General features: G+C 70.4%; 23 protein-coding genes. 17 read left to right on the forward strand and 6 right to left on the reverse strand.

Annotation, left to right across the window (positions count from 1 at the left end):
- Positions 1–23: 23 nt before the first annotated feature.
- Positions 24–1178: an AAA family ATPase gene (locus ACIQU6_RS19460; RefSeq protein WP_403482870.1), complete on the reverse strand. Its 1155-nt coding sequence runs from the start codon at positions 1176–1178 to the stop codon at positions 24–26.
- Between the two features lie 51 nt (positions 1179–1229).
- Entirely contained in the window at positions 1230–2252 is a 1023-nt protein-coding gene (locus tag ACIQU6_RS19465) for an ETX/MTX2 family pore-forming toxin (protein WP_403482871.1), read from the reverse strand.
- A 422-nt stretch (positions 2253–2674) separates the two neighbouring features.
- Between ACIQU6_RS19465 and ACIQU6_RS19470 the strand changes: the two genes are divergently transcribed.
- A complete protein-coding gene (locus tag ACIQU6_RS19470) occupies positions 2675–2965 on the forward strand; it encodes a hypothetical protein (RefSeq protein ID WP_403482872.1) in 291 nt (96 codons plus the stop codon).
- 81 nt (positions 2966–3046) lie between these two features.
- Here the strand turns inward: ACIQU6_RS19470 and ACIQU6_RS19475 are convergent, their stop codons facing one another.
- Positions 3047–3556 (reverse strand): NUDIX hydrolase, encoded by a 510-nt coding sequence (locus ACIQU6_RS19475; RefSeq protein ID WP_403482873.1) that lies wholly within the window; start codon positions 3554–3556, stop codon positions 3047–3049.
- A 68-nt stretch (positions 3557–3624) separates the two neighbouring features.
- Positions 3625–4170 carry a MarR family winged helix-turn-helix transcriptional regulator gene (locus ACIQU6_RS19480; RefSeq protein ID WP_403482874.1) on the reverse strand — a complete coding sequence of 182 codons (546 nt, stop codon included), beginning with the start codon at positions 4168–4170 and terminating at the stop codon, positions 3625–3627.
- Positions 4171–4527: 357 nt separating this feature from the next.
- On the opposite strand from ACIQU6_RS19480, the gene ACIQU6_RS19485 reads away from it, so the two are divergent.
- The 5 genes from ACIQU6_RS19485 (at position 4528) to ACIQU6_RS19505 (ending at position 8250) form a co-directional block, all read left to right on the forward strand.
- Positions 4528–4962: a hypothetical protein gene (locus ACIQU6_RS19485; RefSeq protein WP_403482875.1), complete on the forward strand. Its 435-nt coding sequence runs from the start codon at positions 4528–4530 to the stop codon at positions 4960–4962.
- A 69-nt stretch (positions 4963–5031) separates the two neighbouring features.
- Positions 5032–5226: a hypothetical protein gene (locus ACIQU6_RS19490; RefSeq protein WP_403482876.1), complete on the forward strand. Its 195-nt coding sequence runs from the start codon at positions 5032–5034 to the stop codon at positions 5224–5226.
- Positions 5227–5434: 208 nt separating this feature from the next.
- On the forward strand, positions 5435–5644 hold the full coding sequence (locus ACIQU6_RS19495; RefSeq protein WP_403482877.1) for a ferredoxin: 210 nt from the start codon (positions 5435–5437) through the stop codon (positions 5642–5644).
- Positions 5634–7004, forward strand: a complete 1371-nt coding sequence (locus tag ACIQU6_RS19500; RefSeq protein ID WP_403482878.1) for an NAD(P)/FAD-dependent oxidoreductase — start codon at positions 5634–5636, stop codon at positions 7002–7004. Before ACIQU6_RS19495 ends, ACIQU6_RS19500 begins: the two co-directional genes overlap by 11 nt.
- A gap of 31 nt (positions 7005–7035) precedes the next feature.
- Complete coding sequence (locus ACIQU6_RS19505) at positions 7036–8250, forward strand: cytochrome P450 (protein WP_403482879.1); 1215 nt, start codon at positions 7036–7038, stop codon at positions 8248–8250.
- A 29-nt stretch (positions 8251–8279) separates the two neighbouring features.
- Here the strand turns inward: ACIQU6_RS19505 and ACIQU6_RS19510 are convergent, their stop codons facing one another.
- Together ACIQU6_RS19510 and ACIQU6_RS19515 are read right to left on the reverse strand one after the other, a co-directional pair.
- Complete coding sequence (locus ACIQU6_RS19510; RefSeq protein ID WP_403482880.1) at positions 8280–9191, reverse strand: MBL fold metallo-hydrolase; 912 nt, start codon at positions 9189–9191, stop codon at positions 8280–8282.
- Positions 9191–9769 carry a TetR/AcrR family transcriptional regulator gene (locus ACIQU6_RS19515; protein WP_403482881.1) on the reverse strand — a complete coding sequence of 193 codons (579 nt, stop codon included), beginning with the start codon at positions 9767–9769 and terminating at the stop codon, positions 9191–9193. Before ACIQU6_RS19515 ends, ACIQU6_RS19510 begins: the two co-directional genes overlap by 1 nt.
- A 513-nt stretch (positions 9770–10282) precedes the next feature.
- Here ACIQU6_RS19515 and ACIQU6_RS19520 point away from each other — a divergent pair.
- The 11 genes from ACIQU6_RS19520 (at position 10283) to ACIQU6_RS19570 (ending at position 19929) form a co-directional block, all read left to right on the forward strand.
- A complete protein-coding gene (locus tag ACIQU6_RS19520; RefSeq protein WP_403482882.1) occupies positions 10283–11044 on the forward strand; it encodes a chitinase in 762 nt (253 codons plus the stop codon).
- Between the two features lie 172 nt (positions 11045–11216).
- Entirely contained in the window at positions 11217–11858 is a 642-nt protein-coding gene (locus ACIQU6_RS19525) for a TetR/AcrR family transcriptional regulator (protein ID WP_403482883.1), read from the forward strand.
- A 145-nt stretch (positions 11859–12003) separates the two neighbouring features.
- Positions 12004–12840 carry a class I SAM-dependent methyltransferase gene (locus ACIQU6_RS19530; RefSeq protein WP_403482884.1) on the forward strand — a complete coding sequence of 279 codons (837 nt, stop codon included), beginning with the start codon at positions 12004–12006 and terminating at the stop codon, positions 12838–12840.
- 155 nt (positions 12841–12995) lie between these two features.
- Positions 12996–13373 (forward strand): VOC family protein, encoded by a 378-nt coding sequence (locus tag ACIQU6_RS19535; RefSeq protein ID WP_403482885.1) that lies wholly within the window; start codon positions 12996–12998, stop codon positions 13371–13373.
- A 488-nt stretch (positions 13374–13861) separates the two neighbouring features.
- Positions 13862–14269: a YciI family protein gene (locus ACIQU6_RS19540; protein ID WP_403482886.1), complete on the forward strand. Its 408-nt coding sequence runs from the start codon at positions 13862–13864 to the stop codon at positions 14267–14269.
- A 20-nt stretch (positions 14270–14289) separates the two neighbouring features.
- Positions 14290–15435, forward strand: coding sequence for an RNA polymerase sigma factor (locus tag ACIQU6_RS19545; RefSeq protein WP_403482956.1), 1146 nt, complete (start codon positions 14290–14292; stop codon positions 15433–15435).
- Between the two features lie 323 nt (positions 15436–15758).
- Entirely contained in the window at positions 15759–16736 is a 978-nt protein-coding gene (locus ACIQU6_RS19550; protein ID WP_403482887.1) for a metal ABC transporter solute-binding protein, Zn/Mn family, read from the forward strand.
- Between the two features lie 9 nt (positions 16737–16745).
- A complete protein-coding gene (locus ACIQU6_RS19555; protein ID WP_403482888.1) occupies positions 16746–17687 on the forward strand; it encodes a metal ABC transporter ATP-binding protein in 942 nt (313 codons plus the stop codon).
- Positions 17674–18579: a metal ABC transporter permease gene (locus ACIQU6_RS19560; protein WP_403482889.1), complete on the forward strand. Its 906-nt coding sequence runs from the start codon at positions 17674–17676 to the stop codon at positions 18577–18579. The genes ACIQU6_RS19555 and ACIQU6_RS19560 overlap by 14 nt, the downstream gene beginning before the upstream one ends.
- Complete coding sequence (locus tag ACIQU6_RS19565; protein WP_403482890.1) at positions 18576–19451, forward strand: metal ABC transporter permease; 876 nt, start codon at positions 18576–18578, stop codon at positions 19449–19451. Before ACIQU6_RS19560 ends, ACIQU6_RS19565 begins: the two co-directional genes overlap by 4 nt.
- Positions 19452–19476: 25 nt before the next feature.
- On the forward strand, positions 19477–19929 hold the full coding sequence (locus ACIQU6_RS19570) for a Fur family transcriptional regulator (RefSeq protein ID WP_403482891.1): 453 nt from the start codon (positions 19477–19479) through the stop codon (positions 19927–19929).
- The last annotated feature ends 120 nt before the right edge of the window (positions 19930–20049 follow it).

Raw genomic sequence — 20049 nt, forward strand, 5'->3', positions numbered from 1 at the left:
CCCTCCTGCTCGTCCGCCGCCACTCACGGATCGAGCATCCCGCCCAGGACGTCGGCCCCGCTGAGGACGGCCTCGGCCACCTCCGCCGCGGTGCGCCCGTCGGTGGCGATGCGTACTGCGCCGACCCCCCTCGCGTCCAGTGCGGCGGCCGACGTCACCGCCCGGTCGGCCACCCGGAGTAGTTCCGCCTCGGAGCGCCCCCGCAGCGGATCACCCGGTTGATCCCAACTCCCGCCGTCTGCACGGGACATGATGCGACGCGTCAGTTCCTCCGGTCCGGCGTGCAGGCGGCAGATCGCCAACTCCGCGTCCGACAGGGCTTCCGCGTACACCGCGGCCGTGGCCTCGTCCTCAACCGGTCCGGACATGATCAAGCACTGTGCTCCGGCCGCCCGACAAGTTCCCCACACCGCACCCAAGTTGCTGGCCTTGAGCCGGTGATTCCCCGGATCGTCGCCCGACACCGGGTGGCAGAAACCGAGCTGATCGAGATCGAGGTAGGCCGCGACGACTCCGGCGCGCAGCACCCTCTGGTAGACCTCGAAACCGACCGTCGACTTGCCGACGCCCGTCGCCCCGCACAGCCACAGCACGGGCGGACGGCCGGCGGCCGTGGCCAGCGGCGGGGCCGAGTGCACCTCCGCGGCGACCGACCGGCCGGCGGCCGGCGCAGGCCACCCACCCGTCCGCTCGCCGACCAACCGCGCCACCTCGCCCACCCGCAAACCGCCGGTGTCCACACAGACTTCCGCGAAGTCACTCGCGTCCAGCGCGTCGGCCTCCCGCAGCACGGCATCGACCAACCCGGCGGGACCCCCGCGACCGAGGAACCGCTGCCGCAACACCTCCCGGTCGGCACGCAACCGACACACCGTCACCGCGGCCTGCGCAACGTCCTCCGGGCGTACCCCACCGGCGGGGTCGACGACGCCGGAGACGATCAGGCACCGGACGCCCGCGGCCCGGAAGCCGGCCACCACCGCACCGAGATTGCGCGCCTTCAACCGGTGCCGGCCCGGATCCGTCGCGGGGGCGGGATAGCACATCCCGAGCTGGTCGATGTCGACGTAGCCGACCGTCCCGCGCCCGCCACGCGTTGCCTGGGAGTACAGCTCCCAGGCAACCGTGGTCTTCCCGACCCCCGGCGGACCACAGATCCACAGCACCGGCAGCACCATGGCCCGGATTATCCCCAGCCCGGGACGCGGCGTCGACGGAATTACCGACCGTCAGCGACCGGCGTGGATGACCTTCTTCCCGCTCTGGCTGAGCGGCACGGGCGTCATCCGCGCGACGTTGCCGCGACTGGTCCCGTCGAGGTCCTTCTGTGCGACGTTGACGTTGAGGGACACGCCCTGCCCGCCACCGAACGTCCCGCTCGCGAAGGCGTCCACGCCGTCCGCGGTGATCTCGTATCCGGTGGTGTCCACGATGGAGTTGGCGCGGCAGTCGCGGAACACCTCCTCGATGGGGACGAACCACAGCCAGTGGCGGTCACCGTCGTGGTTGAGGTCGACCTTCTCCTCGAACCAGATCGCCACGTTCCCGGTCATGTTCACGGTGGCGGACCAGTCGATGTCGTACTGCTGGGTGCCGACGACGAGCGACGCCTCGATGAGCGACTTCGCCGGGATCCTGAGCGGGAGGTCAACGCTCCAGGTCTGCGTCTCCTTGTGGGTGAACTCCTGCGTGGACGAGAGGTTGGTCTCGATCGAGGTGGTCTCGCTGACCTTCGCCACCGCAGGGATCTCCGCCGACACCTCCATGCTGATGCCGATCTTCAACGACTCGGTCACCGATATCCGCAGGTTCTGCTCGGTCGTCTTGCTCTGCTTGTACGTGACGGTCTGCTCGACCGCGGAGCCGTTGCGGTAGTTGGTGGTGACGGAGCTGACCTGGCCCGGGACGGGGGAGGGGGCGCTGGGGTCGTAGGTGATGCCGCGGTACTTCGCGCCGACCTGGTAGCGGTGGTAGTCGTTGAGCGCGCTCTGCTTGCCGTACTCGGTGGACGCGGTGAAGCGGCAGCCGTTGGAGGCGGGGAAGCGCTCCTTGGCCATCCACGTGCCCCAGGCGTCCGTGATCTCCTGTAGGGAGCGGGCCGCGGCCTTGCTCTTCTGGGCGCTCCGCGCCGCGTTCGGCCGACTGGGCGCGGCCGCCGCGGCGTTGGGCGCAGCGAGGAAGCTGGGCAGCGCTCCGGCGAGGCCGGCGGCTGGGGCGAGGGCGAGAACGCGCCGTCTGGAGACGTGGCTCATGGGGGGTCCCAATGCGGTAGGGGCGGAAGGGGAAAAGCGACCGGCCGGCTTGGACAGCAATGCAATCGGTGATCTTCCGCCCCGCATAGGGACTTTGGTCCCGAATCGCCCGACTTCTTGGTCGGAGCACGCCAAGGAAACCCGTCGGTGAAGGCCGTCGTGAAGCCCGCCCACGTCGTGGCCGGATGGTGCGGCTCGCGCTCCCGCGTCGAGAAGGATCACTGCGGTGACTCCCGCCTGCGCGCACGGCAGTTGACGCGTCGGTCGACGAGGCGGTTGGCGTGTCGATCGACGAGAAACCACGCGAAATTGTGAAGCCGCACGGACCCCCCTCCCGGTAAGGTTGCGGTATTGCGCACGTGGGCAAGTGTTGTGCACTGGGCGACTACGCATCGAGGAGGCTGTAGGTGGCACGGGGCGGGATGTCAGGGACAGGCAGCACCAACCTGCGCATCGGCGCGGCGGTGGCGCAGATCGAGGGCCTGTACACCGCGTTGCGTAGCGCGCGCAACGAGCGCGAGCGGGAGCGCATCCTGGCCGATCTCGCGGACGCCGGGCGGCGCCTCACCGCACGCTCGCTTGCACCGCGGGGCACCCAGGCGGCCAGCGCTCGACCGCGCTCCCGCTGGGAGCGGCGGCGCCTCCTGGCGGCACGCGGCGCCGACCTGGTGGCGGCGCTGGCCACAGGGGAGCGGCGCCGGGGCAAGGAGTAAGTCGGCAGCCGGGGCACGCACGGCGGGGGCGTGCCCTTGTGGCGGTCTACTGCCCTCCTGAGACGTATCAGAGACCAACCATCAGTGATGCCAGGGGAGTTGGCGGGGCGTCGCCGGAATCCGTCCGGCGACCAGCTCCGCCGCCAAGTCGCCGAGACCAAGCGGATAGATGGTCTCGCCGCTGTCGCGCAGCTCGTCCACCGTCCACCAGCCGTGCCCCGCATGAGAGGCGCGCTCATGCTCCTCCTGGCCGTCGATCCGGACCCGGTGGTCCGTGACCCGACAGTGGAAGAAGACGTCCCGGAAGTTCCCCGCGGCCCCACCGAGTTCGGCGTACCCGGAAGCCTCGGCCACCTGCGGGCCGAGCGCTTCCGGGGCGACGGCCAGTCCGATCTCCTCGCACAGTTCCCTGGCGGCGGCCTCGGCCAGGCTCTCGTCGGCTTCCACGCCCCCTCCGGGCGTCGTCCACCCGTGCCCGTCCTCGGGCCGTCCCGGCGTGACGCGGAACTTGAGCAGCAGGACCCTGTCCCTCGCGTCGATGAGCACAACACGGGCCGACTGCCGTCGGTCATTCGTCCCCTGATCACGCATCGGCCCAGGCTATCGACCGATCCAACCCACGTCCGCACGCGGGGTGTTGGGAGTCCTCCGGTTGCCTCTCAGGAGGGAGCGGGCGAACCGACGTACCCGCAGGGGGCATCCCCTCCCATGCCCCACGGGTTCCTGGCGCGCTCGACGTTGGAGATCATCCTGCGCAGCACCCTGAGCGCGACGACGTACTCCTCGTCGCTGATGCCGTCGTGGACCACGGTGCGAAGCTCGGTCACCAGCTCGCGCAACCGCATCCTGGCGGCTTCTCCCGCCTCGGTGAGGTACAGACGGTGTCCGGCGTCGGTCCGTAGCCAGCCGCGGTAGATCAACTGGGCGATGACGCGGGGGATCTCGTGCTCCCCGTCCGCCAGGGGCAGCAGCTGGGCGGCCACCTCCTCGCAGCTCGGGCCCGCAGGCCCGTACTTGACGCTGTTGAGCACCCAGTACTGCGGCTGCGTGACATCGATCCCCGCCATGGCGTCACGTAGCTGCCGGGTAACGGCCGCATGCGCCTGACCACTCCAGTAACCGACGGGCTGGCTGGCCAGCATGTCGTCGGTGGCGGCGGGATCGGCCGGTGCCTGGTCGACGGCGGAGCTATTCGAGGAGTCCATGATCACGACGCTACCTCCGCACGCCCGGTCTCAACACTGCCGAGGCCGCGTCAACACCGCTGGAGACCACGCCTCGAAGCTCCGCCCCGCCCGTAACGCAGTTCTGGCCGCGCAAGCACAGGACCAGTTCGCCCGACTCCCCGCCGAGCTACCGGGGGTGCTTTGCCTCCTTCGAGTGGTCTCATTCCAGCTACCAGCGGCCCCGACTCCTCCCGTGCACCTGCCCAGACCGCGCCACGGTGCTCGGCGCGGGACCGGCGCCGGATGACGTGATCCGGTAACAACGGCAAGCACCATGAGTCCCGTTCCGGCCACAGTGGCGGACGGGGCTCCGCGTATCCACTTATGGTGGAGCACGTGATCAACAAACAGTGCGCACGCGCCGCCGTCGCGGTGATCGCTGCTGCCCTCAGCCTGTCGGCATGCGGTTCCACGACCTCCGGGCAGAGCGGAAAGCCACCGACGACGAGCGCAAGCACGAGCGCCGCCGACCCCGCCTCGGCCGAGAAGCCGTCACAACCTGATGGCGCGCCGTCGCCGAATGCACAGCAGACACAGACCCTCATGGCCGCCCTCAAAGCCGTAGACCCTGCCCTGGGCGACAACGAGGCGTGGGCGGTTACCGGGGCCAAGACCGTCTGCGCAGATATCCAAGCGGGCCAGGCTGACGCCGACGTGCAGCAGGGGGCGCAACTGCGGTTCACGGGGACCAAGCCCGGCACCGTGCCCAAGCTGACGAACGATCAGGCGGCGCGCATCGTCGCAGCCGTCAAGTCGTCGTTCTGCAAGTAGGCCGGAGAGTCAGCCCCGTTCGGCCAGAGTCCGGGCGGGGCTGTGCCGTGCCAGGGAACCGTTCACCGATTGCTCGACCACCACGGCTACGGCAGTGGCAATGGCAACGGCGACGACTGCGATCAACGCCGTGCCCCGCGCGTTGCCGCATGGGACGACGGCTCGCGCGAGGTGATCACCCGCGCCTTTCGGGAAGCCCACCGCGCTGGTGATCTCCTGCTCGACACCGACACCCCCTGGAGAGCCTGCGCCTCACCGACCTGATCGAGCCACGAAGGTCCCCAGCACCCCAGAGGGGCCCGTAGAAGCGCAGGTGAGTCCGCCAAGCCCGGAGGGTAACCCGCATAGGAACCCGTACGAGCGCATACGCGCGGAGGGCGGGCCCCGTACCCCCAACACCGTTGTCAGGCGAGCCCGCGCCTCTTCCCTCACTCTGGAGGTGAGGGGGTGTGGCGACCGAGGGAGTGGTGGGATGCAGATCGTCGTTGACCTCACGCGCTGCCAGGGCTATGCACAGTGCGTGTTTCTCGCCCCGGAGATGTTCCAGTTGCACGGGGAGGAAGGGCTGCTCTACGCCCCGTCCGTCCCCGAGGACCAGGAGGAGCGCGTGCGCCAGGCCGTGGCCGCGTGCCCGGTCCAGGCCATCCTCATGGGCGAGGGGGTGAAGGCCGATGGACAGTGACCTGCACGACGGGCGCATCGTCATCATCGGGGCCTCACTGGCCGGACTGCGCGCCGCCGAGAAGCTGCGCGAGGAGGGTTTCACCGGCTCACTGACCGTGGTCGGGGACGAGCCCTATCCGCCCTACGACCGGCCACCGTTGTCCAAGCAGGTACTGCTCGGGCACGTGCCGGCGGACACCACCGGCCTGCCCATGCGCCGCGATCCGAAAGCCGTCTGGCGGCTCGGGGTGCGCGCCACCGGACTGGATCCCATCGCCAAGCGGGTGTCCCTGGCGGACGGTGAAGCGCTGCCGTACGACCGGCTGCTGATCGCCACCGGGACCCGGGCACGACCCTGGCCCAACCCCGAGGAGGCCGCCCTCGACGGGGTGTTCACCCTGCGCACCCGCGACGAAGCGGCGGGTCTGGCCGCGCACCTTGCCGCCGGGCCGCAACGCGTGCTGGTGATCGGGGCCGGGTTCACCGGTTCCGAGATCGCCTCGGCCTGTCGGGAGCGCGGTATCGAGGTGACGGTCGCCGAACGCGGCTCGGCACCCCTGGTGGGCGCGGTCGGCGGGACCCTGGCCAAGCTGGCCGTCGGCATGCACCGTGAGCACGGCGTGGACCTGCGCTGCGGGGTGACGGTCACCGCCCTGCGCGGGGACGGCAACGGCCGGTTCGTCGGCGCCGACCTCTCCGACGGCAGCCACCTCGACGCGGACGTGTGCGTCGCCGCGCTCGGGGCGATCCGCAACGTCGAGTGGTTGGCCGACTCCGGACTGGCAGCGGGCCCGCGCGGCCTCGCCTGCGACGCCGGATGCCGAGCCTTCAACATGTACGGGATCGTCACCGACGACATCTTCGTGGCCGGCGACGTCTCCCGCTTCCCGCACCCGCTCTACGAGTACCAACTCCTCTCGCTGGAGCACTGGGGCAATGCGGTCGAACAGGCCGAGGTGGCGGCCCACAACATGGTCAATCCGGGGCCGCTGCGACGCCCGCACCTCGCCGTCCCGGTGTTCTGGTCGACCCAGTTCGGCCACAACATCAAGTCGGTGGGCGTCCCCACCTTCTCCGACCACGTCGTCATCGCCCAGGGCACGTTGGAAGCGGCTCGGCTGGCGGTCGTGTACGGCTATCGCGGACGGGTCACCGCCGCGGTCACCGTCAACATGGCCAAGTCGCTGGAGCACTACCGGAACCTGATCGAGTCCGCTGCCCCGTTCCCGCCGGAGCCCGGCGCCGCGGACCGCCCGCTCGCGGCCGAAATCGCGATCCCCTCCGACGTGCCGGATCCCAAGGGGCTTTCGCACGGCCCCACCGTGGCACTCACCGGCCACCTGCCGGACCGCCGGCTGGTCACGGTGCAGCACGGCTGAGCGCGTCAGCCAACCCGAGGAGCCCAATCCCATGCCCGCCGAAACCCTGTTGGCACGCATCACCGACTACGCCAACCGCCCCAACCCCTACCCGTTGTACGCGGAACTCCGCGAGGCCGGCCCCGTCGTGCGGCAGACGGACGGCACCTACCTGATCGGCACCTACCACGTCCTCAGCGCACTGCTCCACGACCCGCGCATGAGCGCCGAGGTCCGCGGCCGCGACTTCTCCGCGGATCCGTCCCAGGAGCCGGTGAAGCCCTCGTTCCTGCAGCTCGACGACCCCGAACACCACCGGCTGCGCACGCTGGCCATGCGGCCGTTCGGTCCGCCGCACAGCCCTGGGATGGTGGACTCGATGCGCGGCGAGATCAACACGATCACCGAGGAACTCCTCGCCGGGATCCGGGACCGCTCCGAGATCGACCTCGTCGACGACTTCGCCTATCCGCTGCCCGTCACGGTCATCTGCCGACTGCTCGGCGTCCCACGCGAGGACGAGCCGACGTTCCGGGAGTGGTCCGACGCGCTGGTCGCGGCCGCCGACATCAAGCCCGGCGAGGAAGCGGCCAAGCCGGACCAGGCGACCCTCCAGACCATGGCCGAGATGGGCGGCTACCTGGTCAATCTCGCCGAGCAGCGCCGCGGCCACCCCAGCAACGACCTGCTCTCCGCCTTCGCCAACGAACCGGATCCGACCATGCGGCTCACCCGCGACGAACTCGCGCAGACCGCCGTGCTGTTGCTCATCGCCGGACACGAGACCACCGTCAACCTGATCACCAACGGAGCGCTCACCCTGCTGCGCTACCCCGACCAACTCGACCGGCTGCGCCGCGAACCCGACCTCATGCCCAGCGCGGTGGAGGAGCTACTGCGTTACGAACCCCCGGTCCACATGCGCCAACGCATCGCCCTGGCCCACATGGAGGTCGCCGACACGATCATCCCCGAGGGCAGCAAGGTCGTGCTCGCGTTCGCCTCGGGCAACCGCGACCCCGCACAGTTCCCCGACCCCGACCGCTTCGACCCCGCCCGCCAGGACAACCAACACCTCGGCTTCGGCAGCGGCATCCACCTCTGCTACGGAGCGCCGCTCGCCCGCATCGAGGCCCAGACCGCACTCAGGGCGCTGCTGCCCAGCCTCAGCGCCACCACCCTGATGCAGGACCCGCCACCCTACCGCCAGAACGCGATGCTGCGGGGACCTCGGCATCTGCCGCTCGCCATAAGGGAGTTCGCGTGATCACGGGAGTTCGCGTGGTCGTGTCGTGATCAGTTGGTCGTCTTCGGCAGGGGGCTGAGGGCAGCATTCTGACGGCGGTACTCCGCGGCGCTGTGCGCGGAGAAGATCCGGACCTGGTCGCGGCTGCGGTCGCGGTGCGAGTCGTGTCCACCGCGCTCACCGTGCTGACCGCGTTGGCCGTGCTCGCGGGCCAGTTCGCGCAACCGTTGCCGGTTGTGCAGCCGGGCCCGCTTCTCGGTCTGCGCCGTCGACTCGAACATGGCCAGAGCGGGCGGGCAGTGTGGTCGGACCGGGTCGAGTTCGCCCGGATGGAAGTAGGCGTCGCCGGCGTGCAGTAGCCAGCCGCGGCCGGTGTCGACGGCGACCCCGGCATGGCCGCGGGTGTGGCCGGCGAGTGGGACGAGCAGGATCTCCGGCGGTAGTCCGTCGAGTTCCCGGACGGCGTCGAAGCCCCACCACGGCTCGCCGAGTCCGGCGTGCGGTGCCCACTTCGGCCCGTGAGCGAAGTGAACCGCCCGGTACCTGTTGCGCTCCTGTGGGGTGCGGGGCTGTTGGGCCGCGCGGAGCTCCTCGGCGTAGACGTGGACGGTGGCCTGGGGAAAGTCCACGAGCCCGCCGGCGTGATCGAGGTCGAGGTGGGTGAGGACGATGTGTCGCACGTCGGCCGGGTCGAATCCCAGGCGGGCGATCTGTCGGACGGCCGAGTGCTCGATATCGGTGATCGGGTTCGTCCGACGCACGAACTTCCGGCCGAGCCACTCCTCGGGCCGGTGACTGGCCGGGGTCCCGAACCCGGTCTCGACCAGCACCAGACCCGCATCGGTCTCCAGCAACAGACAGTGGCAGACCAACTCGGCGCGCCGGAACAGCCCCGGCTCGCCGTCGATCAGCCGACCGCCGAGCGGCCGGAGGGGCCCGCAGTTGAGGTGGTGGACGCGCATCAGGGGAGCTCCCTCTCGATCGTGGCGCGCAGATGGTCGGCGACCGCGCGCAGCGGAGCCGTGTCGTGACTGGCCTTCGCCAGTAGCAGGCCGCCCTCGATCGAGGCGAGAACGACGGTTGCCAGCGCATCCGCCCGGTCCGTGGCCAGTCCCCGGCTGCCGAGGAAGTCGGCTATCAGCTCGCGCCAGGAGCCGTAGCCCTCGGCGCATGCCTGCCGGATCGGTTCGCTGTCCGCCGCGGCGTCCAGGGTGACGGCAGCGAGGGGGCACCCACGTTGGAAACCGGAGCCGGTCAACGCGCCGATCAGGACCTCCACGACCGCGTCGATCCCGCTCGCCGCATCCGGGGCCCCGGACATCATCTCCCGCATCGCCTCGTGCAGTTGACCGCCGGACATGCGCAACGCCTCGGCCGCCAACTGCTCCTTCCCGCCCGGGAAGTGGAAGTACAGCGACCCCTTCGGGGACCCGCTGGTGCTGATCACCTGGTTGAGGCCGGTGGCGTGGTAACCCTGCGTATGGAAGAGCTCGGCGGCGGACTCCAACATCCGCTGCCGGCTGTCAGTTCGACGAGCCATGCCCGGAACGCTAGCCCAACTATGATGACCGGTCTAGTTATTTGGGCTGGCTCATGGGGGTGAACTGTTCCTGGCGGCCCGACGAAGATCCGCCAACTTCCGTCAATGTCCCTGTGAGGGTGGGGGAGTTGAGATGGGATGGATGGTGCCGGCATCCGGCGCATGGAGTCCGGCGATCACCTGGTAGGCGATTATGTGACCTCCAAATAGCCTGCCAAATAAGGATGTTGGGGACTATTGGGGGATTCCCCATCTCGTGGCCGAGCTCGGCCGCCTCGGGTGTTTCGCCCGCGCCCCCGGGCATGCATTGGTATGGACATGTCGGCACGCTCGCTCGTAATGTGACGCTGGTCTAGACCGCCGTTGTCCGTCCGGCCCCGGCCGCAACGATGCCCTCTGCGCCCCCATGGGAAGTCAACTCGCCAGATCCGTACGGGACATGTACGTCAACCCCCACCGCGGCCGCTCGACCCCGTCGTCTGCGGGACCCGGCCGCACGAAGGAGTCACCGCCATGAAATCCCGCCTCGCCGTCCTCCTGAGCGCCACCGCCATGGCCGCCGGACTCGCCCTCTCCTTACCGGCTTCGCCCGCGGTGGCCGCGGCGGGTTGCGCCCCCTCCTGTACGGCCCGGTCCGACGCCGGTACCCGGGCCGAGGGATTCGTCGTCAGCGAGGCGCAGTTCAACCAGATGTTCCCGAACCGGAACCCGTTCTACACCTACAACGGCCTGGTCGCCGCGCTGAGCGCCTACCCGGCGTTCGCGAACACCGGCAGCGACACGGTCAAACGTCAGGAGGCCGCGGCCTTCCTCGCCAACGTCGGCCACGAGACCGGTGGCCTGGTCTACGTCGTGGAACAGAACACCGGCAACTACCCGCACTACTGCGACGCCACCCGCCCCTACGGGTGCCCGGCCGGCCAGGCCGCCTACTACGGACGCGGGCCGCTGCAACTGAGCTGGAACTTCAACTACAAGGCCGCGGGCGACGCGTTGGGGATCGACCTGCTCAACAATCCGTACCTGGTGGAGCGGGACGCCGCCGTCTCCTGGAAGACCGCGCTCTGGTACTGGAACACCCAGAACGGCCCGGGCACCATGACCGCGCACAACGCCATGGTCAACGGCGCCGGCTTCGGCGAGACCATCCGCAGCATCAACGGCTCCATCGAATGCAACGGCGGCAACCCCGGCCAGGTGCAGAACCGCATCGACAACTACCAGCGCTTCACGCAGATCCTCGGCACCACGCCGGGCGACCACCTGAGCTGCTGACGCCAACAGGCCGTTGATCCGGGCGCGTTGACTCGAAGTCGTTGGCCCGTAGAGCGTCGCCGGGGTGGGCCCGTGATCCCGTGGTCCCCGCCCCGGCGCGCGGCAGTGCCGTTCCCGACCTTCCCACACCCACCCCTGTACCGATCCCAGTCGCACGTATTATGTCGACCGTATGGGAAACGAGGGTGCGGAGAGCCAGAAGATGCCGAAACAGGTGGACCACCGCGAACGCCGCGAGGAGATCGCCCGCGCGCTCTGGCAGGTGGTGGAGCAGCGCGGCGTCTCACAGTTGTCCGTGCGCGAGGTCGCGAAGGAGGCGGGTATCTCCCACGGGGCGTTGCAGCACTACTTCACGTCCCGCGAGGCGATGCTCTCCTTCGCCATGGAGTTCGCGACCGAGCAGCGCACGCTGCGGGTCAACCAGGGCCTCAGGGAACTGGGCGACCAGCCACACCCCCGCGACGTACTGCGGGTGATGCTGACAGAGATGCTCCCCCTGCACACCGACGCCCGCGCGGCCAGTCGGATGAGCGCCGCCTACGTCTTGGAGGCGCTGCACAACGACACCATCCATGCCCAGGCACGCGAGGGGATGGCCCACGGGCGCCTGCTTGTCGAGCGGTTGATCCGTCAGGCGATCGCCGACGGCCACATCGCCTCCGACCGCGACCCGGTGGCCGAAACCAACATCCTGCTCGCCCTCACCGGCTTCACCACCCTCATCGAACTGGACGTGGTCGAGCCCGCCGAAGCCCTCACCGCCATCGACCAGCACCTGAACCGGCTGTTCGCCGGCGACGACGGGCCCGCTTGACCCGGTCGCCGTTCCGCGCGGACTTCCCTCCCCAGTGGCTAGGGCGCTTCTGACGCCGCGGAGATCCGTCAGAAGCGCCCTAGGTGAGCAACTCGCACCCCAGGCGCCCTCCCGTCCCGGCGGCGCCTCGTCTACCGTGACGGGCATGCCGCACGGGATCCCGGGCAACGACCCGACATCGGGGACAGGGGAGCGCCGCCACATCTTCGGCGAGGACGCCGAACAGTACGACACGGGCCGACCCGACTACCCCCACCAACTCGTCGCAGACGTCCTGGACTTCTCCGACCTGGGCGCGGGCGACGCGGCATTGGATGTGGGAGCCGGGACGGGCAAGGCGACGCTGCCCTTCGCCCGCTCCGGAGTACCCGTGACATGCGTCGAACCGGATGCCCGGATGGCCCGGGTGCTACGTCACCGCTGCGCGACACTGCCTCAAGTCACCCTTGCCGTAGCCGACTTCGAGAACTGGCAGCCGGTGCGACGCTACGGGTTGCTGTACTGCGCCCAGGCATGGCACTGGGTCGACCCGGACATGCGCTGGACCCGGGCGCGGGCCGCGCTCTCTCCCGGCGGAGCGATAGCCCTCTTCTGGAACCACTGGCTGCTCCAGAGCGACGAACTGGTGCACCAGTTGACGGCCGCCCACACCCGGCACGGTATCGAGGTACCGCCGGACACCCTCCTCGCTCCCCACCCGCGCCCCGCGCGTCGCGGCCCCGACGCCCGCCAGTGGCGCGACATGACCGCGAACGGCTTCGTGGACCCGGACCACCGCCTCTACACCTCCGTACACGAACGCTCCACGCCCGAGCTCATCGAGCTGCTCGCCTCCTTGAGCGGCTACCGGGTACTCCCCGCCGACGCCCGCGAGCGGATCTTCGCCGAGACCGCACGCATCGTGGACGCCCACGGCGGTCGCGCACAGGTGGAGGTCATCACCAGCCTCTTCCTGGGCCGGGCGGGGACCGCGCCCCGGTGAACGGGGGCGCAGCCGCAGGAAGCGGGCGCGGCTGGACAGGGCGAGGCACGAGCACGCGCTGATCGGCGCGCCGAGTGGGCAATGACCTTCGCCCGCTCCCCACCGACACCAGAATGTGCCCCATCCCCGTCTCGCAACGAAGAAGGGCATCTCCGGTGGCTCTGACCAACCTCAACCTCGTCTCCGTCCCGGTCTCCGACCAGGACCGCGCCAAGCACTTCTACGCCGAGGTCCTCGGTTTCACGGTGCTGATGGACAACCCGATGGGCGAGGACATGCGCTGGGTGATGCTCCAACCCCCGGGCGCCTCAACCAAGATCACCCTGGTCACCTGGTTCCCGACCATGCCCGCCGGCTCCCTCAAGGGCTCGGTACTGTCCTGCGACGACCTGGAGTCGACCCTGCGCGAACTGGAGCAACGCGGCGTCGTCTTCCACGAGCAGGAAATCCAACAGGCCCCGTGGGGACGCTGGAAGTCCTTCGACGACCCAGACGGCAACGGCTGGATCGTGCAGCAGAACGCCGCCTTCTAGTTCCTCCGCTGTCTCGGCGCGTCCAACGCGGCCGTCGCCGTCGGGCTCGCTGGCGCCCATGGCACGTTGACCGTGGGCAGGTGCGAGGCACGTCCGGGTGGACCGCACAGCCGGCCGTCGAGGGAGTGCGAGGGCGTCTTCCGGCCGGATGGTGATCGCGGGTCGGGCAGTGGTGGGGGCGGTGGTGAGCGGGGTGATGAGGACGGCGGTGGGCGGGGGCGCCGGCGGGGATCGGGTCGTGGACGTTGCAGCCGGGCCGGGTGATCGCGGTGTGGCAGGAGATCGGCGGGTGTCTGCCTTCCGGCGACAGTAGCTGTCGACTCTCGTGCCGAGTCCGGGCCCCGGAAACCGCGTGGGGGCTCACCCGAACTTGGGCTCAGCCACGCGTGTCAAAAAAATCCGATGGCGATGTCGAGAACCCGTGGCCGGCTCCGTCCCCGAGGTGAACGCGACCAGAATGGGTCGCACCCGCACCAAGGAGAACCACGATGGCCAAGTACTTGCTGCTCAAGCACTACCGCGGCGCTCCGGCCCCGGTCAACGACGTGCCGATGGACAAGTGGACGCCGAAGGAGATCTCGGCGCACGTCCAGTACATGCAGGACTTCGCGGACCGGCTTGAGAAGAGCGGCGAGTTCGTCGACGGTCAGGCGCTCGCCCCCGAGGGGACCTGGGTGCAGTACGGCGGTGCCGGGCGTCCGCCGGTCACCGACGGCCCGTTCGCCGAGACCAAGGACCTCATCGCCGGCTGGATGGTGATCGACGTCGACAGCTACGAGCGCGCGGTCGAGCTGGCCGGGGAGCTGTCGGCCGCCCCCGGGGCGGGCGGGCGGCCGATCCACGAGTGGTTGGAGCTGCGCCCGTTCCTGACCGAGCCGCCCACCATCTCGGAGTGACCCTCCAGGTGACCTCTGAGATGGATGAGGCCCTGCTGAGGAGCCTCACCCCGAGTGTGCTCGGGATCCTCGTCCGCCGCGGAGCCGACTTCGAGGCGGCCGAGGACGCCGTGCAGGACGCGCTGGTCGAGGCGGTCCGCGGCTGGCCGGCCGACCCTCCGCGGGATCCGAAGGGTTGGCTGGTCACCGTTGCCTGGCGCAAGTTCCTCGACGCGACCAGGGCGGACGTTGCCCGCCGCCGGCGTGAGGACCGCGTCGACGAGGAGCCGGCGGCGGGACCCGCGCCCGCGGTGGACGACACGCTCCAGCTCTACTTCCTGTGCGCGCACCCGTCGTTGACCCCCGGGTCCGCGGTCGCGCTCACGCTGCGCGCCGTCGGCGGGCTCACCACCCGCCAGATCGCCCAGGCGTACCTGGTGCCGGAGGCGACCATGGCCCAGCGCATCAGCCGGGCCAAGCGGACCGTCTCCGGAGTGCGGTTCGACCAGCCCGGCGACGTCGGCACCGTGCTGCGCGTCCTCTATCTGGTCTTCAACGAGGGCTACTCCGGCGACGTCGACCTCGCCGCCGAGGCCATCCGTCTCACCAGGCAGCTGGCTGCCGCGATCGACCACCCCGAGGTTGCTGGGCTGCTCGCCCTCATGCTGCTGCACCACGCCCGGCGGGCCGCCCGGACCGCGCCCGACGGCAGCCTGGTGCCGCTCGCCGAGCAGGACCGCGGCCGGTGGGACACCGCGTTGATCGCCGAGGGCGTCGAGATCTTGCAAACGGCCCTCGCCCGCGACCGGCTGGGCGAGTTCCAGGCCCAGGCCGCCATCGCGGCCCTGCACGCCGATGCGCCCACCGCCGGGGAGACCGACTGGGTGCAGATCGTCGAGTGGTACGACGAGCTCGCGCGACTGACCGACAGCCCGGTCGTCCGGCTCAACCGCGCGGTGGCCGTCGGCGAGGCCGACGGACCGCGCGCGGGCCTGGCGGCGCTCGCGGCACTGGACGGCTCGCTGCCCCGCTATGCCGCGGTGGCGGCATACCTCCACGAGCGCGCCGGCGACCTGGGGGAGGCGGCACGGCGGTACGCGGAGGCCGCGCACAAGGCGCCCAACCTCGCCGAACGCGACCACCTGACGCGTCAGGCCGCCCGGCTCAACGCTCGTCGGAATCACTGACTGTTCGTCACGAAGGTTGTGTCGTCGCGGGGTTGGCCTCCCAGCGTCCTGGCCCCGCCGGTTGGGCTCCGGGTCAAGGCGAGTGGCCCCGAGCCGAAGGGCCGCCGAGTCGCCTCTCACCACCCGACGGTCCCCTGTGCCGAAGCCGAAGCCGAAGCCGCATCGCAGGGCGGCTCGACGTGCGCACGCAAAGAGCCAGGCAAGAGATGGCAATGGTTTTCATCTGTGATTGAGATGAAAATCGTTTCTGTCTAGCGTGTGATGCGTCGCCAAGTGGCTGGATCGCGCCCTTCCGTGTCCGGCGCCGCCCGAAGGAGTCCCGTATGTTTCCCATGCCGTTTCCCACTCCGCGTTCCGGTCGACGAACCGTGCGCCTCACGCTCGGTGTCGCGATGGCCGTCGTGGCCGCCGCGACGGCCACGGCCTGCTCGACCTCGTCGGCGAAGGGCAGCACCACCGCGGCCGCCGCCGGCGGCTCGGGCAGGACGATCGAGGTGGTGGCGGGCGAGAACTTCTGGGGCAGCATCGCCACCCAACTCGGCGGCAGCCACGTGAAGGTGACCAGCATCATCACCAACCCCAACACCGACCCACACGACTACGAAGCGACCGCCGCCGACGCCCGCACCGTGGCCGGCGCCCGGTACGCGATCGTCAACGGCATCGGCTACGACGCCTGGGCCGACAAGCTGCTCGCCTCCAACCCGGCCAGCGGGCGCGCCGAACTGAAGGTCGGAGACCTGGTCGGGATCAAGCCAGGCGGCAACCCGCACCGTTGGTACTCCCCGGCCGACGTCCACAAGGTGATCGAGCGGATCACCGCCGACTACAAGAAGCTGGACCCGGCCGACGCCGCCTACTTCGACCGGCAGAGGACGACCTTCGAGACCAAGACCCTCGCCGAGTACAACAAGCTCATAGCCGACATCAAGGCCAAGTACGCGGGCACCCCGATCGGCGCTTCGGAGTCGATCGTCACGCCGCTCTCGGAGGGGCTGGGGCTGAAGATGCTCACCCCCGAGACGTTCCTGGACGCGATGAGCGAGGGCTCCGACCCGACGGCCAAGGACAAGGCCACCATCGACCGGCAGATCGCGGACCGGCAGATCAAGGTCTACGTCGACAACACCCAGAACTCCACCCCGGACGTGCAGGCACAGGTCAAGGCCGCCAAGGCGGCAGGCATCCCGGTCGCCGCCGTGACCGAGACCCTCGCCCCGGCGGGCGCCACCTTCCAGCAGTGGCAGACGACCCAACTGCGAGGCATCGAGCAGGCGTTGGCCAAGGCGATCGGGAAGTGAACTGACGCCATGAACCCGACAGCGAAGGTACGCGAAGGCGCCACCCGAACCGACCGCGGCGGCACCACCGTCCCGGCACCCCGAACCCACGCCCCGGCCGCGGAAACCGGAAGCGGCCCGGTGGTCGCCCTGCGGGACGCCGCCGTGCGCGTCGGCGGCCGCACGCTGTGGTCGGGCGCGGACCTGAGCGTCCGGCCCGGCGAGTTCACCGCCGTCCTCGGCCCCAACGGCGTCGGCAAATCCACCATGATCAAGGTCCTGCTCGGCGCGCTGCCCGTCGCGGCCGGCGAGGTCCGCGTGCTCGGCGCCCGCCCGGGGCAGGCCAACGACCGGATCGGCTACCTGCCGCAGCGCCGCAGCTTCGACGCCTCGATGCGCATCCGCGGCATCGACGTCGTCCGCATGGGTCTGGACGGCGACCGCTGGGGCGTGCCCCTGCCGTTCCCGACCGCCCGCCGGCGGGCCGAGCGCGAACGCGTCGCCGGGGTCATCGAGTTGGTCGGGGCGTCGGGGTACGCGCGCCGCCCGATCGGCCGGTGCTCCGGTGGCGAGCAGCAGCGGCTACTGATCGCGCAGGCGCTGGTCCGCAGGCCCGAACTGCTCTTGCTGGACGAGCCGTTGGACAGCCTTGACCTGCCCAACCAGAGTGCGGTGGCCGCCCTGATCGGCCGCATCTGCCACCAGGAGGGGGTGGCGGTGGTGATGGTCGCCCACGACGTGAACCCGATACTCCACCACCTGGACCGGGTCGTGTACCTGGCCGAGGGCGGCGCGGCCACCGGCACCCCGCAGGAGGTCATCACCTCCGAGACGCTGACCCGGCTCTACGGCACCCCGGTCGAGGTACTGCGGACCTCCGGCGGGCGGCTGGTCGTGGTCGGGCAGCCGGAGGCACCCGCACTCCACAGCGACCGCCACGAGACCCCGGGAGACGCCCATGTTGCTGGCTGACGCCGCCGCGCCCGCCTGGTCCTGGAACCTCATCGCCGACGTCCAACAGATGTGGTCGTTCCCGTTCATGGTCAACGCCTTCCGCGCGGGGGCGATCACCGCCGTGGTGTCGGCCGTGGTCGGGTGGTTCGTGGTGCTGCGGCGGCAGACCTTCGCCGCGCACACGGTCTCCACGGTCGCCTTCCCCGGCGCGGCCGGAGCGGTCCTGCTCGGAGTCGGCGCGGTCTACGGCTACTTCGCCCTGTGCGTGGCCGCCGCGCTGGTCATCGCGGCCCTGCGCGGCAGCGGCGACCGCGAGGGGGCCGCGCTCACCGGAACCGTCCAAGCCTTCCTCCTCGCCGCCGGCTTCCTCTTCATCGCCCTGTACAAAGGGCTGTTGGAGGGCCCGCAGACGATCCTGTTCGGTACGTTCCTCGGCATCACCTCGGCGCAGGTGACCGTGCTGGCGGGGGCCGGCATCGCAGTGCTCGCCGTACTGGCGCTCATCGGACGTCCGCTGCTCTTCGCCTCCGTCGACCCCCAGGTCGCCGCCGGACGGGGAGTCCCGGTCCGCGCCCTCTCGGTACTCTTCCTCGTCCTGCTCGGCGCGGCGACCGCCGAAGCCAGCCAGATCACCGGAACCCTGCTGGTCTTCGCGCTGATGGTCATCCCCGCCGCCACCGCCCAAACCCTCACCGCACGACCGGGACCGAGCCTCGCGCTCGCCGTGCTCCTGGCCTTCGCGGCCACCTGGCTCGGCCTGACCGCCGCCTACTACGCGCCCTACCCGCTGGGCTTCTTCGTGACGTCGTTCGCCTTCGCCGGCTACGTCCTCGCCCGGGGCGGGCAGGCGCTGTACGCGATCCGCGGCCGCCTCCGGCCGTCCTTGCCGGCCAAGGAGGTCACGGCATGACCAGTCTGCTGGCCGCTTCCCCGCTGGCCCAACCCTTCTTCCTGCACGCCCTGTTGGCCGGGACCGCCATCGCCGCAGCCTCGGGTCTCGTCGGCTACTTCCTCGTCCTGCGCGCCCAGGTCTTCACCGGCGACGCCCTCAGCCACGTCGCCTTCACCGGCGCCATGGTCGCCCTCGCCTTCGGCTACGACCTCCGCCTCGGGCTGTTCGCCGCCACCGTCGCCATCGCGCTGCTCTTCGGCGCCCTCGGTCGCTCGGCACGCCCCGACGACGTCGTCATAGGCAGCGTCTTCTCCTGGCTCCTGGGCCTCGGCGCCTTCTTCACCACCCTGTACACCACCTCTCGCAGCACCACCAACGGCAACGCCGGCGTCAGCGTCCTGTTCGGCTCGATCTTCGGCATCTCCGCGAGCAGCGCGGTCGTGGCCGCCCTGGTCGCCGCCGGCATCTGCCTGACGGTGCTGCTCATCGCGCGCCCCCTGCTCTTCGCCACCCTCGACGAAGCCGTGGCCGCCGCCCGCGGAGTGCCCGTCCGGCTGCTCGGCCTCGGCTTCCAGGCGATCGCGGGCGTCAGCGCCGCCGAGGCCACCCAGGCCGTCGGATCGCTGCTCCTGCTCGGCCTGTTGGCCGCCCCCGCCGGCGCCGCGATCCGACTCACCGACCGCCCCTACCGCGCGCTCGCCCTCTCCGCCGTGCTCGCCGTACTGGAGATGTGGACGGGACTCTTCGCCGCCCACGCACTGCCGCAGATTCCGCCGAGCTTCGCCATCATGACCGCCGCCACCGCCGTCTACGCCGCCACCTTCCTGATGCGACGCCCCGTCACCCGCACCCGCACCCGCACCCGTACCCCGGCCCCCGCGGGGGCATGAACGAAAGCACGGTGGGAGCACGGTCATGGCAGGCAACCGACCGCACACCTCCGCGCCGGCGCCCGAACTGGCCCTGATCGGCCGCCTCACCCAACAGCGCGCCATCGTGCTGGCGGCCCTCATGGCGGTGGAAGGCTTCGTCGGCGCCCAGGCCCTGCACAACCAACTGACCGACGACGGAACCCCGGTCGGCCTGTCCACGGTCTACCGCACCCTGACCGCCTTCGCCGACGCGGGCCGCGCCGACGTCGTCCGCGACACCAACGGCGAACGTCTCTTCCGCTACCGCCCCGGCCCCGACCACCGCCACTACCTGATCTGCACCGCATGCGGCCTCAGCCTCGCGGTCGACTCGGAACCCGTGGAGACCTGGGCCGACAGGGTCGCCCGGACCTCCGGCTTCGCGGACGTCCGCCACACCGTCGAACTCGCCGGCCTCTGCCCGGACTGCAAACAGGGGCGGGCGCGGGTGCGATGACAGTTCCCGCCCCGCAGCCTGGTAATTCTTCCGCGTTTCCGCGCCGATCGCGCCGTCAACAACGGACCCGACACAACGACTGACGGGCTTTTTCGGAATGGGCCTTCGGGCTCAAGAACG

This window comes from Streptomyces sp. NPDC090442 (assembly GCF_044769405.1).
GTDB lineage: Bacteria > Actinomycetota > Actinomycetes > Streptomycetales > Streptomycetaceae > Streptomyces.

What these genes read in the sequence shown, in the direction of transcription:
- ACIQU6_RS19460 (WP_403482870.1), bottom strand. Translation starts at nt 1,178, where the DNA reads ATGGTGCTGCCGGTGCTGTGGATCTGTGGTCCGCCGGGGGTCGGGAAG.
- ACIQU6_RS19465 (WP_403482871.1), bottom strand. Translation starts at nt 2,252, where the DNA reads ATGAGCCACGTCTCCAGACGGCGCGTTCTCGCCCTCGCCCCAGCCGCC.
- ACIQU6_RS19470 (WP_403482872.1), top strand. Translation starts at nt 2,675, where the DNA reads ATGTCAGGGACAGGCAGCACCAACCTGCGCATCGGCGCGGCGGTGGCG.
- ACIQU6_RS19475 (WP_403482873.1), bottom strand. Translation starts at nt 3,556, where the DNA reads ATGCGTGATCAGGGGACGAATGACCGACGGCAGTCGGCCCGTGTTGTG.
- ACIQU6_RS19480 (WP_403482874.1), bottom strand. Translation starts at nt 4,170, where the DNA reads ATGGACTCCTCGAATAGCTCCGCCGTCGACCAGGCACCGGCCGATCCC.
- ACIQU6_RS19495 (WP_403482877.1), top strand. Translation starts at nt 5,435, where the DNA reads ATGCAGATCGTCGTTGACCTCACGCGCTGCCAGGGCTATGCACAGTGC.
- ACIQU6_RS19500 (WP_403482878.1), top strand. Translation starts at nt 5,634, where the DNA reads ATGGACAGTGACCTGCACGACGGGCGCATCGTCATCATCGGGGCCTCA.
- ACIQU6_RS19505 (WP_403482879.1), top strand. Translation starts at nt 7,036, where the DNA reads ATGCCCGCCGAAACCCTGTTGGCACGCATCACCGACTACGCCAACCGC.
- ACIQU6_RS19510 (WP_403482880.1), bottom strand. Translation starts at nt 9,191, where the DNA reads ATGCGCGTCCACCACCTCAACTGCGGGCCCCTCCGGCCGCTCGGCGGT.
- ACIQU6_RS19515 (WP_403482881.1), bottom strand. Translation starts at nt 9,769, where the DNA reads ATGGCTCGTCGAACTGACAGCCGGCAGCGGATGTTGGAGTCCGCCGCC.
- ACIQU6_RS19520 (WP_403482882.1), top strand. Translation starts at nt 10,283, where the DNA reads ATGAAATCCCGCCTCGCCGTCCTCCTGAGCGCCACCGCCATGGCCGCC.
- ACIQU6_RS19525 (WP_403482883.1), top strand. Translation starts at nt 11,217, where the DNA reads ATGGGAAACGAGGGTGCGGAGAGCCAGAAGATGCCGAAACAGGTGGAC.
- ACIQU6_RS19530 (WP_403482884.1), top strand. Translation starts at nt 12,004, where the DNA reads ATGCCGCACGGGATCCCGGGCAACGACCCGACATCGGGGACAGGGGAG.
- ACIQU6_RS19540 (WP_403482886.1), top strand. Translation starts at nt 13,862, where the DNA reads ATGGCCAAGTACTTGCTGCTCAAGCACTACCGCGGCGCTCCGGCCCCG.
- ACIQU6_RS19545 (WP_403482956.1), top strand. Translation starts at nt 14,290, where the DNA reads ATGGATGAGGCCCTGCTGAGGAGCCTCACCCCGAGTGTGCTCGGGATC.
- ACIQU6_RS19550 (WP_403482887.1), top strand. Translation starts at nt 15,759, where the DNA reads ATGTTTCCCATGCCGTTTCCCACTCCGCGTTCCGGTCGACGAACCGTG.
- ACIQU6_RS19555 (WP_403482888.1), top strand. Translation starts at nt 16,746, where the DNA reads ATGAACCCGACAGCGAAGGTACGCGAAGGCGCCACCCGAACCGACCGC.
- ACIQU6_RS19560 (WP_403482889.1), top strand. Translation starts at nt 17,674, where the DNA reads ATGTTGCTGGCTGACGCCGCCGCGCCCGCCTGGTCCTGGAACCTCATC.
- ACIQU6_RS19565 (WP_403482890.1), top strand. Translation starts at nt 18,576, where the DNA reads ATGACCAGTCTGCTGGCCGCTTCCCCGCTGGCCCAACCCTTCTTCCTG.
- ACIQU6_RS19570 (WP_403482891.1), top strand. Translation starts at nt 19,477, where the DNA reads ATGGCAGGCAACCGACCGCACACCTCCGCGCCGGCGCCCGAACTGGCC.